Here is a 17536-nt window from a genome sequence, read left to right on the forward strand (position 1 = left end):
AAAGCAAATTCTACTTCTTTTCTTTCCCGGCCGCGCATTCCCGGCACCGGCCGAAAACTTTCAACTCGTGGTCGACAACTTCAAAATCATAGGCGCGAGTCACCCGCTCTTCCAGGTCCTCCAACAGGTCCTCGTTCATTTCGATGATCTTCCCGCATTTTTCGCAAATCAGGTGGTGGTGCCTGTGCCCGTCCGCGCTCTCGGATCCGAATTCGTAACGTTTTCTGCCGTCTCCGAAATCCATGCTATGAATAATATCAAAGCTGGTAAACAGCTCCAGCGTTCGATACACAGTGGCCAAGCCCACGTCGGGCGCCTTTTGTTTCACCAGGTTGTATACTTCTTCGGCGCTGAGGTGCTTATCCTTGTTTTCCAGCAGCACCCGTAATACTTGTTCCCGCTTGGGGGTCATCTTGTACTCGTTGGAGCGCAGTTTTTCCTCAACTTCCCCGATTACCCTGCGCATTTTAAAACCACCACCAAAAGATTCTTATTAAAACCAGTATATATAATAGTCATTTGTTCTGTCAATATGAACGTATGTCAATAACGTGTTATGCCCATTTTACTACATATTTTAACATTATATGGTAACAATCGCCTGGTACGAAGAATAGTCTATAGTGAATATTTAATTGGGGAGGTATAAAAACCATGTCACACCATTACTGGCTGGAAAGTGTTAAAAAAGCCATGGACATGGAACTGCGCGAAATTGCTCTTATGACCCAATTGGCCCAACAGCTTCCATCACACGGAATGCGTATGCGGGTAATTGAAAAAATTGCGGAAGAAGCCTTTGAAGCCAACTTTTGGAACTGCATTCACGCCTGTTTTGACGGATATTATGCCCCCGGTTATTGCGGCGTCGATACTAAAGATGCTGAAAAATAACAAAGTGATCTGGAATATAATATAAACACGTTTCCTTGAATAATATAAGGAGGTTGTCTTATGAGCTGGCATTATTTAGTTAACCAAATTATCCAGCATGAAAAACAGGAAATTGCTTTATACCAGCAAATCGCCGCGGGTGCCCCCACCCAATCTCTGCGGAATATGATCATGGAGATGGTCGAGCACGAACGGCGGGAACTTCACTTCTGGCATGAATTACTGCAAAGCGGCGGTTACATGCCCGGCGGAGGTTATATGCCCGGTGGTGACATGCCCGGCGGTGGTTACTCTGACGAAGGTTATATGCCCGGCGGCGGTTTCATGCCCTACGACAAAAAAGACGATAAAAAAGAACCGGAGAAAAAGTAACAAACTCCACAGCTACAGGCGATCCGGTGGTTTTCTGGAGCGAACTGAGCATTGGGTGCGGTGCTTAGCCCGTCATAGCCCCAGAGCTTGACCCTGAAAGGGCGTAAAGTATTGCTCTGACAGGGCTTTGTAAGCGTTAACAAACAGTAACTTTAACCACTACGAAGATAATTGCGAAGAGAGCGATTGATACCACCTGATCGCCAGATACAAGTACCGGTTTTTGCAGCGAAATCAAATGATAAGCAATAATACCCGGCTGAGCCGGGTTAATTTTTTGTTCTATTTACCCTCTTTTTTCCCGAGCCCGCCCGCCCCAAAAATAAAAATTTTCTGTACCTTTTAACACCCGTAACCCGTCCCGTTCTACGATTACCCCGCGGCCCCGTTCCCAAACCCGTTTTTCCGGCCCGTCCTGGTAATAATCCCCCATGCTCCATCCGGTACGGTTTTAATTAGACCGGGCTTGACCCCGGAAGCGCCGGGCATATCCCCGGGGTTTCAACATACAAACATTATATAGGGAAAATAAGGAGGGACAGTTGATTGGCAATTATCCTTGGGGCGCTGGCCGGCCTTTACATGCTGCTGCGGGGCATGCAGGTGATGAAAGGGGGCCTGGAAAACCTTTCCCGGGCAAAAATGCGCCGGGTCCTGGCCACCATGACGGCAACACCGGTAACGGCGGCCCTTTCGGGCATGCTGCTGACCATGCTGGCCCAGAGCAGCACCGCCATTTCAGTACTGGCCATCGGTTTTGTTAACGCCGGGTTGCTTAACCTGGTGCAGGCCATCGGCATCCTGCTGGGAGCCAACGTCGGCACCTGCGTTACGGTACAGTTAATCTCCTTCAACCTGTACAGGCTGGCCCTGCCCGCGGCCACGGCCGGCGCCGCCCTGTGGCTGCTTGGGCGGAACAGCCCGTACGGCCAGGCCGGGCGGGCGCTATTCGGTTTCGGGGTGGTTTTCGCAGGCCTCTGGTTGATGGCTTCAGCACTGGTCCCGCTTCAGCAGGCGCCGTGGTTAACCGAAACGCTGGTTTCATTGGGGCAAAGCCCGGTGTTGGCGGTGCTGGCCGGCGCGCTGGCATCCGCCCTGCTGCACAGCAGTGCCGCCGCCACGGGCATAGTGATGCTGCTTACAAACCAGCAGCTGATTTCCCTGCCCACCGCCGTGGCCCTGGTGCTGGGCAATAATATCGGCACCTGCTTCACAGCCGTGCTGGCCAGTTTAAGCGGTTCCAGGGCGGGAAAACAGGTAGCCGCAGCCCACGTGCTGTTGAACTTGCTGGGCGCGCTGCTGTTCCTGCCGCTGCTGGAACCGTTCTCGGCGCTGGTGGAGTACACCGCCGGTAGTATACCCCGCCAGGTTGCCAATGCCCACACGCTGTTCAATATTATCAGCAGCCTGGTGGTACTGCCCGTAATATATCCCTTTACCGCACTGGTCAGGCTGATCGTGCCGGACGATAGGAGGTAAATTTTTCCAGGTGACAGGCACCTTGCACCCCGGTTGAGGGTTGGAGTATAATTATCCAATAGAGGAATTAATTGATAGAAAACATTTGTATACTAAACTATTTCTACCACCCGCCGGACCCGCATTAGTGACATGCGTAAGCGGCATGATTGAAAGTTGTAAATGAAAGGGGAATCGCTTTGAGCGAAGAAATCTTAAAAGAAATCCTTAGTCAAATAAGCTCTCTGAACCAGCAATTCAATATACTAAACCAAAAATTTACCGGTCTTGATGAAAAAGTTTCTAGCCTTGATCAAAAAGTCTCTGACCTTGACCGAAAAGTCTCTGACCTTGACCGAAAAGTCTCTGATCTTGACCGAAAAGTCTCTGATCTTGACCGAAAAGTCTCTGATCTTGACCGAAAAGTCTCTGATCTTGACCGAAAAGTCTCTGACCTTGACATGAGGGTTCAAAGCCTGGAGGCGGGCCAAAAGGAGCTGTATGACCTGGTTAAGGCGCTTGAACACCGCACGGAAGAAAACTCCGCAAGGCTGATCTCCATGGAAGAAAAAATCGTGTATTTGGAAGGTCATGCGGCCAAAAGCGACCAGCGGCATGCCGAAGTGATCCAAAGAATCGCGGCATTGGAAGATGCCGCGGCTAAAAATGATCAGTGGCACGCCGAGGTTATGGAAAAGCTGGCCGACATGGATGAAAAGCTAGACTACCTCATGTTGAAAGTAGCAAAACATGATGCCAAATTTCTCGCCTTAAAGAAAATAACAAGTTAAAGACTACCACCCAATGCAAGCTTTTATTATCACCATGGCCATTTAATAAAAAAGGGAATGCTGTTAGTACCAGCGTTCCCTTCTTCTCATATATACAACCCGGTTTGCAGCCTTGCGCCGGCGCCGCGCCGTCAACAAGCGCGCCGCGCCCAGCGCGGCAAACACCACTCCAAGCCGGAACCACCAGTAGGTGGTAACTTTGCGGGGCACGGGGCGAACCGTTACAAGGGGCACCCGGCCCAGCACCTCGCCGTTGGCTTCCAGCACCAGGTCGCCCAGCCGTTCCCCGGCCTCCAGCGGGGCGACTGCTTCCTGTTTTAATTCCACCCGGCGCTCCACTTGCGGCTCTTCCCCGGCGGGGAAGTTATAATAAAGGTAGCCGGCCGTCTCCAGCACGGCCCGTTCCGTCCCGTACCGGACCCCGGCGTCGGTAATGATCTCCCCGGGGCGGATGAGTTCCAACCGGGTGAATTGATTAAACCCGTAATCCAGCAGCATAGCGGCGTCGGTCCACAAGTTGGCGCCCTGGCTCTTCAGCACCACGGCAATCAATTCCCGGCCCTGTCGCTCCGCCGAGGCCACCAGGCACTGCCCGGCCTCCGAGGTGTAGCCCGTTTTAACGCCGTTGGCTCCTTTATAGCCGTAGTAATTGTGCCACAACAGCCTGTTTTGGTTAAAAAAATCCTCCTGTACCGGCCCGTATACCCGCTCCAGTTCTTCAACCCGCTGTAGTACATCCGGATCCATGTTTTTTTTGCGTTCCACCTTGTAACTCCCGGTTTGCACAATCCGCCGGAACTTGGCGTTTTGCATGGCCTCCCGGGCGATCAGCGCCAAGTCGCGGGCGGTGGTATAATGGTTTTCGTCGGGCATGCCGTGCGGGTTTACGAAATGGGTGTTCCGCGCCCCGATTTGCCTGGCCCGGGCGTTCATTAATTTGGCGAATCCCTCCACCGAACCGCCCACGTGCTCGGCAATGGCCACCGCGGCGTCGTTGGCGGAGTTAAGCATCATGATATACAGCAGGTCTTCCATCTTGATTTGTTCGCCCGGCTGCAGGCCGACGCGCGTGCCTCCCACCTCCGCCGCCCGCTTGCTTACCTTGACCATTTCGCCCGGCGACGATTTTTCCAGTGCCACCAGGGCGGTAATAATCTTGGTGGTGCTGGCCGGGTACATTCTTTTACCGGCATTTTTGGCAAACAGCACTTGGCCGGTTTGCGCATCCATAAGCAGCGCCGCTTCCCCCACCGGGTCCGGGGCGGCGGGCGCGGCGATCGCCGGAGTTATGTTCAGAGCCAGTACAAACATGATAATTGTAAATAAAGCAACCTTTCTAATCAAAACTTTCCTCCAGCCTGGTCAATTTCAAACCCCCGTAATTTTACCACATTTTTTGTCCTTAACCAACCCCCCGGCGCCACCGGGATAGGGCGACGACGGTGGAAAGGGCGGCAGCCACCGCCAGGGCGGTAAGCGGCAGCGCCAATGCCGCGTTGAAATCCTGGATCAAGTAAACCAGGTGGGCCAGAAGCCCCCCGCCCAAGAAGGCCAGGGCCAGGATCAACAGCCACATAGCCGCCCCCTCGCGCCAGCCCCTTTCCTTGAAAATCACCAGCGTTGTGGCAATGCAAGGTACAAACATGGTCAGGGTCACCAGGGCCACGAACTTTTGCAGGGGCTCCATGGGAACGGCCATAACCCCGGCGGTACCGAAGTCCCGGCGGATAAAGCCCATGATGAAGGCACTGGCGGTTTCACCGGGCAAGAGCAGCCACCCTGTGGTCAGGGGCTGCATCAGCCGCTGAATTGCGTCCATCGCCCCGGTGACCCGCAGCAGGCTGAGCAAAAACGCCCCGCCCAGGAAAATGGGAAACGCTTCCTTGATAAAACCAAAGGTCCTGGTCCAGGTCTTGAGCAGCACATTGTCCGGCCTGGGCACCCGCATGGTGGGCAGGTCCAGCCAGAGGGGGACGGTGTAGCCGGGCAGCACCCGGTCAAGCACGGTGCCCGCTCCCACCATGATGCTTAAAATAATCAAACCGTATAAAAACATGTACCCCGGACCCAGCGACCCCAGGATGGCCGCCACGAAAGCCAGCTGGGCCGAACAGGGCACCGAAAGGGCCAGCAGGAAAATAGCAATGCGGCGCTCCCGGTCGGTGGCCAGGACCCTGGTGGTGATGGCGGCCATGGTCACGCAGCCGAACCCAAGCACCAGCGGTATGATCGCCTGGCCGTTCAGCCCCAGGTAACCCATCACCCGGTCCATCAAGATGGCGATCCGGGGCAGGTACCCCGAATCCTCCAGTAATGAAAGCACCAGGTAAAATCCCGCCACCAGGGGCATCAAAAGCCCAAACAGGTAAGTTACGGCCATGGTCAAGAGGCCGAACTGCCCGGCCAGGATCACCCCCAACGGGGAATGCAGGTCAATGATGCGGCCAAGCCCGGCGCGTACCAGGGGCTCGTAATATTCCCGCATGATCATGCCCTCGGTGATACCCACAACGGTTTGGGCAAAAAAGACGCCAACCAGTTCATAAATCAACCATAAAGTCATCAACAACACCGGTATCCCCGTTGCAGGGTGAATGAGCAAGCGCCCCAGCCGGACGGCGAATCCCGCATCCGTGCCCAGCTCCCGCAGCACGCCCGCGGCTATTTCATTGGCCCGGCGGCGCCGGGCCGCGTAAATTTTTTCCCGGTCCTGCCCGGGCGCCAGGCCATTTCCGGCGGCCACATCCGGGTCCCCTTCCAGCAACAGTAGCGCTTCCCTGCGGGGTAGGCCGGGGTATCGCCCCAGTAATTCCTTAACCGGGGGATCGCTGCGTCCCGGGCGGGCTTCCGCCATTCTTTCCTTTAGCCGGTCAATGCCGTTTCCGGTAACCGCCACCACGGGCACAACGGGAACACCGAGCCGGCGCTCCAGCTCACCCGCGTCCGCCTCAAGCCCGCGGGACCGCAGTTCGTCCACCATATTCAGAGCCACCACCATGGGCACTCCGGCATCAGCCAGCTGGCAGGTGAGGAACAGGTCGCGTTCCAGATGCACCGCGTCCACCACGTTGATCACAAGGTCCGCGGTCAACACCTCGTCCCGGACGTGCGCCTCCTCGTCATTCAGCGAAGATAAACCGTACACCCCGGGGGTGTCCACCAGAAAATCGCGCCCCCACCTGGCGCAGTAAAACTCCACGGTGGTACCGGGGAAATTGGAGACATCCACATAGTGGCCGGTGAGCCGGTGAAAGACAACTGATTTTCCCACGTTCGGGTTGCCCACCAGTACAATTTTCTTTTGCCCGTCTCCAGTCATTTTTTCTATTTCCATAAATTTTCACCATGCACTTAACCACCACCTGCTAAAGCAGGTGGGATTGGTATCGAATGAAAGTTCTTCCGCTCTCTTCGCAATTATCCTCGTAATGATGCCGCTTGCGGCATGCGTGTCCAAATAAAAAAACCCGGTCTGTCCGGGACATTGCTTATTCACGTAAAGAAGCGCCGGCGGCTGAGATAACGCCTGCTGTTCAACACGGTTCACTTTTCAGCGGGGCGGATACCGCCCTCACCTCTCCCGCCCGGGTTAACACCTCTACGCAGATATTGCGGGCCAAAGCCCTGCCGATTGCCAGTTCCTGCCTGTGCTTGCCCAGCACCACCGGGCCGGCCGGAATCACCTCGGAACAGGTTAATACCGATCCCTCGTCAATACCCATGCGCAGGGCTTGTTCTTTTATCCGGGGGTCGGAGATGGATAATATTTTAACTAAATCGCCTCTTTTTACCTGATCCAGCTTCATGGCGGCGTCTCCCATTAAATGATAAAGAAAACCGTTCTCATTTATATTATATTTTTCATGGACATCCCGGTCAACAATTATCCGCCGAACTGATAAAAAAAAATAACCGTGAAAAAATATAAGCAAAAGGAGGGTTGATCAAATGGCCAATATCGATACCAAGGGTATGGAAGTGGCTCAATTGAGCGATGAACAGTTAAAGCGCCTTATCAGCGCGGAGAAGGAAATCAACAACACGGGAGCCGGCCAGGAAGTGTACCTGCTGGCTGTTTCCCGCCACCCGGGCAAGTAAACCGGCCCGGTTTCAAACGTACCGGTACGGGGCCGCCGATAACGGCCCCGTAACCAATATTGTTTTCTAAAACCAGGAGATTCATGACAGACAATTACCCCGTTTTCTCCCCGGCTTTCCCAAGGTACTTGCCTTCAATAATCTGAATAAAAATTTCCGTTAGCCCGGGATCAAACTGTTTGCCCTTGTTTGCACGCAGCTCATTCAGCGCTTCGTTGATTGTAAGGCTTTTTTTGTAAGGCCTTTGCGAAATCATCGCATCAAAGCTGTCGGCGATGGCGATTATACGCGCTCCCAGCGGAATATCCTCACCGGCCAGGCCGTCCGGATACCCGCTGCCGTCATATCTTTCATGGTGGTGTAAAATCCATGGTATAATTTTTTGGAACCGGGGAAAAGAGACGAGCATGTTGCTTCCCCACCTGGGGTGCTGTTTGATTATATTCCATTCCCGCTGGTCCAGCTTCCCGTTTTTTAACAGAATTTCGCCCGGAATTTCCAGCTTTCCCAAATCATGCAGAAAAGCGGCTATTTTAATGTTCTTTATCTCCTCGACCGGCAGGTGCAACTGTTGGGCGATCAATTCCGCATATTCCGAAACCTTTTCCGAGTGGGCATAGGTATACCGGTCTTTGTTATTAATAACTGTTAAAAGCGTGTTCAGCACCTGAAGCAAGTCTTCATCGGAATTTCGCAATTGCCTTTGAAACTCTTCAATGGCGGAAAAGTAAAGCTGAACCTGGTTCTTTGAATTGCGCTTGGCATGATACATGGCCTCATCGGCCAGCCTGACCAGTTCATGGGCGCTGTTAGCATGGTCGGGGAACAAGGCGATGCCGATGCTCACCGTCAAGCGCCCCCCGGGCAGCAAGTCCCTGTTGGGGAAAGCATGTTCCGTTATTTGCCGGCGCAGCCTTTCGGCCACCTGTACGGCCATTTTATAACCGGTATCCGGCAAAATAATGCCGAATTCGTCTCCCCCGTACCTCCCCACTATATCGCTGGAGCGGGTATTATCAAGCAGCACCCGGGCAAATTCCTTCAACAGCTCATCGCCGGCGGGATGACCGAAATTATCGTTGTAATACTTGAAGTTATCTATATCGAGCAGAATAAAAGCCAGCGGCTTGTTTTGTTCCCCGCATTTTTTCAGTTCGCTGCTCAACCTTTTTTGCAGGTAGCAGTGATTATACAGCCCGGTCAGGCCGTCCCGCAGTGTCATTTCGTAGAGTTTTTCTTCAATGACCTTGCGCTGGCTGATATCCCTGGCGATCAGCAGCACACCGGTGGGCTTTTTGTCCGTCAGGGGTAAACAATCTATGTTCAACACCATTTCCCACCCGTCCGGGGCGGTGTAAAACATTTCCTGGTTGCATTTACCTTTTCCGCTGCTCATCACGTCCTGTACCGGGGGGATGAACCTGACGGTTGACCCGGTGCTTTCACCCGTAAATACATCCTTGTAATTCTTTCCCAGCACCAGGGACCGGTCGATTTCAAACAGTTCCTCCGCCACCCTGTTGAAGGAGGTGATTTTACCGTTGCTTTCAATGGTGATCACGGCGTTCCTGGTGGTGTTCAGGATAGCCCGGCGATTGGTATGCTCCCTGAAAAATCTGCGCCAGGTCAGTAAACTGGCGGTAATGCCCGTGATGATGCCCACCCCTGTAAACAATATGCCCATCCCGGCGGCAAAACGGCTTTTGGCGATGGCCGCGGCAATTATCGCCCTGGTATCGGCCACGCGCATATCTTGAATCTCCTTTGCCGATCGCGCCATGCTTTCTTCCAGCCTTACGAGTTCTTGCCGCAGTTCCAACGGTAATTCCGCTCCCCGGCGCACCAGGGGGACGACCTTTTCCTCGCACAGCCGGTTGTACCTGTCATGCAGCGACTTGATATTCCCGGCCAGCGGCTTTCTGGAATCCCTGATCACTTCAATCAATTGTTCTTCCAGCCGGGAGTTTGTCCGGGCCAGCTGCCTGAACCGGTCCAGGCTCCCGGGGTCCCCGGTGGCGATATACTTGTTCAGGGATTGAAACTGCAGCAGAATATTCTCATATATTTGAGTAATGTTGGTAATTTTGTCTTGCTGCCGCGAGATGATGTTGGTATTGTTGCTGATCTGCACCAGCCAGAGCACAACGCAGCCCGCCATAACCAGCGTCCCCAACAGGATCGACGTAAAAGCCAGCAGCATTTTTTTATCCGCATGAAGGTTCAAAGGATTACCCCCCGTTAAACTTGTTGACTCCCATCAACAACCCGAAATGGTTCCGCACCAACCGGCTTATTTTTTCGATTTCCTTGTTCACCAGCAATACCTCGTCCGGGTGTTCGATCTTGTAAAAAAAATTCAATCAATCCTTTGATCAATATAAACTTCATTTTTTAAAATTTAAAAATTATAAAAATATTTTTCGTACAATTTTATGGTAATGATAAATATATGTTAATATTGCCAATTGATCAATTTATAATCCTATTGTTATAAATTTAAATGGGACGGGGGCCGGGCCATTTTGTGGAATGACCCGATCCCCGGTCATATTCCCGAATAACTGTTCTATTCCTCCACTTTAAACCCGGCTGCGGCCTGCTGCAGTTCCACCGCGATGCGGGCAAGCTCCTGGGCGGCGACTGATACCTGCTGGACGGTGGAGGAAATTTGCTGCTGGGCCGCCGCTAATTGCTGCGTCCCCTCGTTGACCTGTTCGGCGCCGGCCGCCAGGTCCCTGATCATCGCCGTATTGTTGCCGATGGCCTCGATAATCTCATCCAGCGCCGCCCCGGCGCTGCCGGCCAGCCGGACCCCCTCGTTCACCACGGCCAGGCCTTGATCCATCGCCGCCACCGCCTCGCCGACACCCGCCTGGATCTGCTCCACCAGCCCGGTTATTTCTCCGGCGGCCTTTCCGGATTGCTCGGCCAGTTTGCGCACTTCCTCGGCCACCACGGCAAATCCCCGCCCGTGCTCCCCGGCCCTGGCCGCCTCAATGGCCGCGTTCAGCGCCAGCAGGTTGGTCTGTTCCGCGATGCCGGTGATGGTGTTGATGATCTGCCCGATCTGACCGGAGCGGCGGCCCAGTTCATGTACCGCCCGGGATATAATGCCGGTGTTTTCCGCGATGGCATTGATCTTTTCCAGCGCCTGCTGCACGGCCCGGCTGCCCTCGCCGGCCGTTTCCAGCATCCGCACCGACTCTTTTTCGGCCGACCGGCTGTTCTCGGCGCTCCGGGCGGTGGTGGCCGCCACCTGGCTGGTGGTGCCGGCCAGTTCCTCCACCGTGGCGCTGACCTCCTGCCCGGATGCGGCCAGTTCCTGGCTGTGGGAAGATAATTTTATCGAGCTGTCCTGCAGCCTGGCCACAATGCCCCGCAGGCCGGCCACCATCTGGTTGAAAGCCGCGCCCAGCTCACCGATTTCATCGGAGCTCCGCACGCCGGCCTGTTTGGTCAGGTCGCCCTTCGCCACCTGCCTGACATTGTCCAGCAGAACCTTAACGGGCCTGACGGTACGCTGCGCAAAGAAAATTGACAGCGCCAGGCCGGCCAGCACCGCAACAACACCCAGAACCAGGTTATACCTGCGCATCGCGTAAACCGGGTTTAAAAAATCATCCACGGGGGAAGTCAAAACAATGGACCAGCCCATACCCCCGTAATTGCCCCAGCCGTCCAGGGGCGCGTAAGCGACGTATTTATCTACATTTTCATAAACATACCGCGCGAACCCGCTCTCGCCGCGGATCATTTTTTCCCCGGCGGCTTTCAGCTCGTCAATGCCCATTTCCAAAATATTGTCTTTGAGCACCATTTCCCTGTCAGGGTGGGCCATCAGCACCCCCTTGCTATTAACCAGGTAGGCATACCCCTTTTTGCCCTCCTGCTGCTGCATGGCGGCAAATTCGTCCACCATGGCCCAGATGGTATTTTCCAGGAGCAAGCGGCTGGTGATCACCCCGGTGATGTTGCCGCCGGCGTCCCGTACGGGGCAGGCAAAGTTCAACACCGGCTTTTGCAGGTCCACGGACATCCGCACGTCGGATATGTACAGTTTTCCCTGCATGGCGGTCTTAAACCATTCCATGTCACGCTTGGATGTCCCCGTATTGCCATCACTGTCGGCGATCTGCAAGCCGTTTGCATCCGTCAAGGAAATGGAGGCGTAACAACCGTATTCCTGTTTGAAATCCTTTAACACCGCCGATTTTTCCGCCCCGGACACATCCATGCTCACCAGCTTGGGGTGTTTGGCCATGACCGCAATATCCTTGCTGCGCTCGTAAATATATTTGTCGATCATATCGGAATAAATTCTGGCATCGGTCAACAGCCTCTCCCTGGTGTAATCCACAAGCATGGCGCGGGATTTGTTGTACGACAGGTAACCAATTGAACAAACGACTATAAGGATTAAGGAAGTAGTAACTATAGCCAGCTTTGTTTTAATGCTCGACCGCATAAAAATGGGCATAAATCCTTAGCCGTTTATGCCCGGTTCACCACCTTTCCTTAAAATTTAAATAGTGACATATATCACAAAGTATGTTTAAATAAATTCTACATTTTCACCAATAATTTGTCAACCAACTGTTTTTTATCATCCTGTTTGACATCTACGGAACACATCGAGGGGTATAAAGTAGCGCCACAAAAATAATCCTTTGTACACAGGTTTAACCCGTCTTAACCCGCGGGCATCACCAGGCCGGCTTCTGGGATCACCAGCGCGCCAAAGTCCGGGCCGTGCTTGCCGGCCACCAGTTTCAGCGCGGCGGCAAAACTTTCCGCCGGCGTCATAAAGAAATTGCGCACCGCTGGTTCGGGCATGGAGGATACCAGCACCACCGTAACTTTCCGCACGAGGTCCGCCAACAGGTGCGCCTTGTGCCCGCCCAGCACGAATCCCTTTTGCAACCTCGCGGTCATTTCGGCGGGCGTGCCGGCTTCCAGGGCCCACTTTTCCAGCACGGCGTTGCCCGCACCCTCGGGGCATTCCGCGCAAACCACCAGGGTGCCCCCGTCTTTTAGCAGTTTCGCCGCATTGCGCATGGGCTTGATGGCCTGGTACAGGTTGAGGTCGCGGGGATAGCCGCCGGCGCTGGTGAAAGCCGCGTCGGCCTTGATCCCGCTTGGCACGCTTACCGCTTTCCGGCAAAAGTCAACCCCCGCCAGCCAGGCTTTTTCGGGATCGCCGGCAACAACACGCACGGGCCGGTTACCGGCGCCGGCCACCACGTTCAATAAAAAGCCCGGTTTTACCGCCCGCAGCGCCTCCATCATCACCCGGTGCACGGGGTTGCCCTCCAGCCTGCCCGCCCCGGTGCCCCCCGCCATCATCAGAGCATGGTTGGCCGCCACGGCCCCGGCCCCCGCCACCCCCGGCAAGATCGACTTGCGGCCGCCGGAAAAACCCGCCAGTTCGTGGGGGGCGATCATACCGGTTAGAATGACCAGATCGGCCCCGGCCACCAGCGCGTTAACCTCCAGCGGACACCCGTTGCCGAGCACTCCCAGGCGAACCAGGTTGCCCGCGCTGTCGTGGTTGACAACCCTGTGCGCGCGGGCAACCGGGCCCAGCCAGCGCAGGTTTTCCTCCCCGGTATTGCCCCGGTGCGCGCCGGTGGCGACCACCAGGGTGATTGCACCGGCGTCCACCCCGGACCGGGTTAGTTCCTCCAGCAACGGGGGAAGCAAATCGCCGTATGGCGTAGGCCGCGTGTGATCGTTCACCACCACGACCACCCGTTCGGGCCGCTTATCCTTGACCAGTTCCTCCAGGGCCGGCGAGGCGATGGGGTGGCGGAGCGCCGCATCGACCAGCGCCCGGCTATCCCGGACCCGCGGAAACCGCGGCTCGATCACCGCGCTCACGTTGCGTTCGGGTATCTCCAGGTTCAAATGCCCCTTGCCGTAACGCATCTTAAATTCCATAACCCGGCTCCCCTCCGGCAGGGTGGATACGTTACCCGCCCGCGTTGTCCAAAGCGGTCAAGCACGGGAGACAAACAATCCGCGCTCGCCCGGAATGTAGTATTGCCCGGCCGGGGAGCAATCATACTCAAGAAGCAAGCCAGAGGAAAAACAACAATAAAAAAGCGCTGGCGGCAAAAAAAGTAAATTCCAGGTGCCAGGCACCTGGAATTTAAATCCAAGTGCCTGGCACCTTACACAAATTGGCGGCGGATGCGGGACAGTTCACCCTTTAGTTTGCCCGGCCCGCCTATTTTTTCAAGCAGTCCTTCCACAAATTGATACTTGTTGGGGTTTTGCATGTCGTCCATGCAATTATATACCCCTGCCCTTCTGCCCAGCTGGTAGTTGGCCTTTTCATGGGGCGCCAGGGAAAGATAGCGGTCAATGATTCCCAACAGCCTCTCCCGGTCGCCGGGCAGGGTGCCCTCCAGCTCCTGGAGCAGGTTGAGAATGTGGTCGCTGACAATCGTCGTCGTCACCCCCTGCAGCGACTCGATCAGCAGTCGCTGCTCCTCGACGATTTCATCCTCGTCCAGCGGAGTAAATTCTCCGTTTTGCATCATATCATATAATGGCGTATTTTTTAGCACCGACAACGTGCGAAAGCGAATAAAATCAGGATTGGCGGCATTGATCACGGACGCGGTTTCCAGGGCGTGCTCCCGGGAATGCTCCCTGCCGCCCAGCCCGGGCATAATGTACCAACACAGGGAAATGCCCGCGTCGCGGATTTTACGTCCCGCTTCCAGCAAATCGGCGGCGGTGATCCCCTTTTGCACCTTTTTCAATACCACATCGGCGCCGGATTCCATGCCCATGTGGATCCTGGCCAGCCCGGCTTCCCGCAATTCACGCAATTCATCGCCGGTTTTCCGGGCCGCCGTGTTGGCCCGGGCGTAGGTGGTAATCCTGTCCACAGCGGGAAAGACCTTCCGGATATGCCCGATAATCCGCACCAGGTCGGAGGTTTTCAGCACCAGGGAATTGGCGTCCTGCAAAAACACGGTTTTTCCGCCGTAATAAAGCCAGGCGGCCACGTGGTAATAAAGATGACCGTAACGGGCGCCCGCCTCCCGGACCACCTCGGCGTTCACCCGCCCTCCGAAGCCTTTTTCCCAGGCAAGTTGCACCACCCGGTCCGCAATCCGCCGGGCGGTGTCCACGTCCCGGAGCACATCCTCGACGGGCCGGCGGCTGAACTGTTCGCCTTTGTAGGTGCTGCAAAAAGCGCACTTGTTCCAGGGGCAATTCCGGGTCACCCTGATCAGCAGGCTGGCGGCCTCGCTGGGCGGCCTGATGGGGCCCTGCTCTATAAACATAAAATCCCCCCAAAAATTCTTTTATTTTAAATTTTATCACAACAGTTAAGCGGTGAAGCAGTTTGTAGCTCATCTATCCCAAGAATCATGACCCCTTGGGGCCGGAGCGCCTGGTACAAGTTTTTGCAGCGGAATCAAAGCCAAATGCATAAAAAAAAGGGTTCTCCAACCCCATAAGCGGCTTTAACAGGCTGCCGGTTTTACCCGGCAGCCCGGTTATTTTTTATGAATGTTATTAATGGTGTTCACGCATACCTGTATCCCGATGAAAAATGCATCATGTACATCGGCCCGTCCATTTCCCAGTAGTCCTTGGGAGGCGCTGCATTTTTCCGCACAGCTTCAATGGAAAACTTCTGGGTGCTGACCACCACCGAAGCGCAATTGTTCACCTGCACCTTTTCCCCCGGCCCGATGATTTGATAATTCCCCTGGTAGTTGTCGTGCTCAAAGATGCAAATGTAGCAGTCGCCGGAGTTAATTGACGTAACGGGGCTCATGTTGTTAAAGTTCCTGATGGCCGTATTGGGAATCAGCGGGTATGAAAAAATCCCGTGCCAGATGCGAGCCCGCTTGTTGATGTTGGTATCCGTATTCCTGTAAAAGCCCTCCAGCGATTTCAAAAGTCTTTGCAATATATTAGGCACCGCCCAGCCCATGCATTTTTCCCCAGTTTGAGAGACGCTTGACATTTTATATCACCACCCGTGTTCTTAGGAATATAATACCTTTTTACAGCCAGGTGTTGAGATGTTTTCCGTTAGCATCCATTTTTTCAACCTCAACCGGCTCAAAGTTTTGGCGAATGTTTCACAACAGCCGGCTTGAGTTATTGGAAAATTACTAAAATTCATGCCACATGTTTAATTTTATTTTATATTGTCACCACGTTTATTAGCAAGTGTTTCTACGCAAGTTCCTTTTATCACTAGACAATTTTTTACTTGTGAAATACCTCTCTTGTCATTATTTTTGCGCGTTTTTGTAAACATTCCCTGGCCCACCTGCGTATAACCTTTTAGCAGATGCATTAAGTTTACAAGAAGGATTTCGATCAATAAAAATAGAATTTAACCAGATCACCGTGAATAAGAATGGAACTTGGAAAAACATTGTCCCCCAATAAGCGATTTTTTAAGCATAAACCCAAGATACCACCAACCAGTGCCCCCATATAAAAATTGGCCCCGGCACAACAAGGAGGTTTCAATATGAACTTACCTGCGAGACTTGCTGAAATAGCCAGGGTATCCCCCGGCCAGGAGGCAATAGTTTTTAAAAACAGGAGAACGACCTACGCCCAGCTGGAAAACCGGGTTAATCAGCTGGCCGACGGGCTGCAGCAATTGGGCATAAAACCGGGCGACCGGGTTCTTTTGACCATGGGCAATTGCCCCGAATTTGTGATCGCTTACTATGCCGTCATCAGGATGAAGGGTGTGGTGGTACCCGTTAGTCCGCAATACACGATCAACGAACTGGGTGTTATCATCAAGGATTGCCTGCCTGCAGCAGTGATAACTTCTCCCGAACTCAAGGAAACGCTTGCCGCGATCAACAAGGATGCCGGTACACCCCGGTGGGTCATCGTCAACAATGACAAAACGGAAGAGGAAGCTTTTCTCACTTTCGGAGAGGTGTGTGACAAGGGCACCGGTGTTTTTCCGGAAATGAAATACAGCCGGGATGATGTCGCCGTGATTTTGTACACCGCCGCCACGGCGGGTAAACCCAAGGGCGCCATGCTGACCAATTACAACCTTTACAGCAACGCGCTGACTTTTTCCCAGATGTGCCGCATGTCCCCTTCGGACCGTGCCCTCATGACGGCGCCCGTTTATCATGCGGCCGCGCAGACGTGCATCATGAACAACTCCATCGTTGCCGGGTCTACCATAGTGATCCAGGAAGGCTGGCAGGGCGCCGAGGAAACATTAAAAATCATCCAGGAGGAAAAAATCACCTTCTTTTTCGGGCCGCCCACCATGTACAGTTTTATCATCAACTGCCCCAATCTGGAAAAATACGACACCAGCTCGCTGCGCATCGCGCTGACCGGCGCCGCCTCCATGCCGCCGGATCTATATGAGGAATTTGAATCCAAGATGAACTTAACTTTAACCGAGGGTTACGGTCTGACCGAAACATCACCGGTGGTCACTTTGAATTTCATCAAAGAATCCGGAAAACCCGGTTCCATCGGCAAACCCATCCCCGGTGTCGAGGTCAAAATATTTGACTACGAAGACCGGGAGGTCCCCCAGGGGCAGGTGGGCGAAATCGTAGTTCGCGGCCCCAACGTAATGAAGGGCTACTACAACCAGGATGAAGAAACCAAGTGGGCACTGCGCAACGGGTGGTTCCATACCGGTGACCTGGCTTACTTCGACCCGGACGGAGACTTATACATCGTGGACCGCAAAAAAGAGCTGATCATTCGGGGCGGCATTAATATCAACCCCCGGGAGGTGGAAGAAGTGCTTTACGACCACCCCGACGAGTGTATTCGATAAACAATAAATCCCAAATGTAATATATAGGGAGACTTGTAATGATAAGCAAGCATAGTAAGCAAGAGCCTAAAAAAGCGCATGACAAATAGACCTTTTTAAAAACATTTTAAAA

The 17536-nt window shown here is 54.0% G+C and carries 17 protein-coding genes; 6 read left to right on the forward strand and 11 right to left on the reverse strand.

What is annotated here, in order from left to right; genetic code table 11:
• Window positions 1-10: 10 nt before the first annotated feature.
• Window positions 11-466, reverse strand: a complete 456-nt coding sequence (locus IT084_RS09805; protein ID WP_195712677.1) for a Fur family transcriptional regulator — start codon at window positions 464-466, stop codon at window positions 11-13.
• Between the two features lie 188 nt (window positions 467-654).
• On the opposite strand from IT084_RS09805, the gene IT084_RS09810 reads away from it, so the two are divergent.
• The 4 genes from IT084_RS09810 to IT084_RS09825 all read left to right on the forward strand — a co-directional run bounded on the left by IT084_RS09810 (window position 655) and on the right by IT084_RS09825 (window position 3515).
• Window positions 655-894 (forward strand): hypothetical protein, encoded by a 240-nt coding sequence (locus IT084_RS09810; RefSeq protein WP_195712678.1) that lies wholly within the window; start codon window positions 655-657, stop codon window positions 892-894.
• Window positions 895-954: 60 nt separating this feature from the next.
• Window positions 955-1266 carry a hypothetical protein gene (locus IT084_RS09815; protein WP_195712705.1) on the forward strand — a complete coding sequence of 104 codons (312 nt, stop codon included), beginning with the start codon at window positions 955-957 and terminating at the stop codon, window positions 1264-1266.
• Between the two features lie 546 nt (window positions 1267-1812).
• A complete protein-coding gene (locus IT084_RS09820; protein ID WP_195712679.1) occupies window positions 1813-2745 on the forward strand; it encodes a Na/Pi cotransporter family protein in 933 nt (310 codons plus the stop codon).
• A gap of 179 nt (window positions 2746-2924) precedes the next feature.
• Window positions 2925-3515, forward strand: coding sequence for a hypothetical protein (locus IT084_RS09825; protein WP_195712680.1), 591 nt, complete (start codon window positions 2925-2927; stop codon window positions 3513-3515).
• A gap of 63 nt (window positions 3516-3578) precedes the next feature.
• Here IT084_RS09825 and IT084_RS09830 read toward each other — a convergent pair whose 3' ends face one another.
• From IT084_RS09830 to IT084_RS09840, 3 genes are all read right to left on the reverse strand, one after another.
• Window positions 3579-4859, reverse strand: coding sequence for a D-alanyl-D-alanine carboxypeptidase family protein (locus IT084_RS09830; protein WP_195712681.1), 1281 nt, complete (start codon window positions 4857-4859; stop codon window positions 3579-3581).
• 58 nt (window positions 4860-4917) lie between these two features.
• Window positions 4918-6849, reverse strand: coding sequence for a ferrous iron transport protein B (gene feoB, locus IT084_RS09835; protein ID WP_243276889.1), 1932 nt, complete (start codon window positions 6847-6849; stop codon window positions 4918-4920).
• A 199-nt stretch (window positions 6850-7048) separates the two neighbouring features.
• Window positions 7049-7321 carry a ferrous iron transport protein A gene (locus IT084_RS09840; RefSeq protein WP_195712682.1) on the reverse strand — a complete coding sequence of 91 codons (273 nt, stop codon included), beginning with the start codon at window positions 7319-7321 and terminating at the stop codon, window positions 7049-7051.
• A gap of 142 nt (window positions 7322-7463) precedes the next feature.
• Between IT084_RS09840 and IT084_RS09845 the strand changes: the two genes are divergently transcribed.
• A complete protein-coding gene (locus IT084_RS09845; protein WP_195712683.1) occupies window positions 7464-7613 on the forward strand; it encodes a hypothetical protein in 150 nt (49 codons plus the stop codon).
• A gap of 94 nt (window positions 7614-7707) precedes the next feature.
• Here IT084_RS09845 and IT084_RS09850 read toward each other — a convergent pair whose 3' ends face one another.
• The 7 genes from IT084_RS09850 to IT084_RS18630 form a co-directional block, all read right to left on the reverse strand.
• The gene (locus IT084_RS09850; RefSeq protein ID WP_195712684.1) at window positions 7708-9837 is read right to left on the reverse strand and encodes a diguanylate cyclase; all 2130 of its coding nucleotides are present in this window, start codon (window positions 9835-9837) and stop codon (window positions 7708-7710) included.
• Between the two features lie 4 nt (window positions 9838-9841).
• Window positions 9842-9973 (reverse strand): hypothetical protein, encoded by a 132-nt coding sequence (locus tag IT084_RS18625; RefSeq protein WP_279327858.1) that lies wholly within the window; start codon window positions 9971-9973, stop codon window positions 9842-9844.
• A gap of 206 nt (window positions 9974-10179) precedes the next feature.
• Window positions 10180-12078, reverse strand: coding sequence for a methyl-accepting chemotaxis protein (locus IT084_RS09855; protein WP_207744513.1), 1899 nt, complete (start codon window positions 12076-12078; stop codon window positions 10180-10182).
• 224 nt (window positions 12079-12302) lie between these two features.
• Complete coding sequence (gene larA, locus IT084_RS09860) at window positions 12303-13550, reverse strand: nickel-dependent lactate racemase (RefSeq protein WP_195712685.1); 1248 nt, start codon at window positions 13548-13550, stop codon at window positions 12303-12305.
• 233 nt (window positions 13551-13783) lie between these two features.
• Window positions 13784-14911, reverse strand: coding sequence for a radical SAM protein (locus IT084_RS09865; protein ID WP_195712686.1), 1128 nt, complete (start codon window positions 14909-14911; stop codon window positions 13784-13786).
• A gap of 245 nt (window positions 14912-15156) precedes the next feature.
• Complete coding sequence (locus tag IT084_RS09870) at window positions 15157-15603, reverse strand: hypothetical protein (RefSeq protein WP_195712687.1); 447 nt, start codon at window positions 15601-15603, stop codon at window positions 15157-15159.
• Window positions 15604-15780: 177 nt separating this feature from the next.
• Window positions 15781-15903 (reverse strand): hypothetical protein, encoded by a 123-nt coding sequence (locus IT084_RS18630; protein ID WP_279327859.1) that lies wholly within the window; start codon window positions 15901-15903, stop codon window positions 15781-15783.
• A gap of 219 nt (window positions 15904-16122) precedes the next feature.
• On the opposite strand from IT084_RS18630, the gene IT084_RS09875 reads away from it, so the two are divergent.
• A complete protein-coding gene (locus IT084_RS09875; RefSeq protein WP_195712688.1) occupies window positions 16123-17424 on the forward strand; it encodes a class I adenylate-forming enzyme family protein in 1302 nt (433 codons plus the stop codon).
• The last annotated feature ends 112 nt before the right edge of the window (window positions 17425-17536 follow it).

This window comes from Desulfallas sp. Bu1-1, from assembly GCF_015594625.1.
Taxonomy (GTDB): Bacteria; Bacillota; Desulfotomaculia; order Desulfotomaculales; family Desulfallaceae; genus JADNRQ01.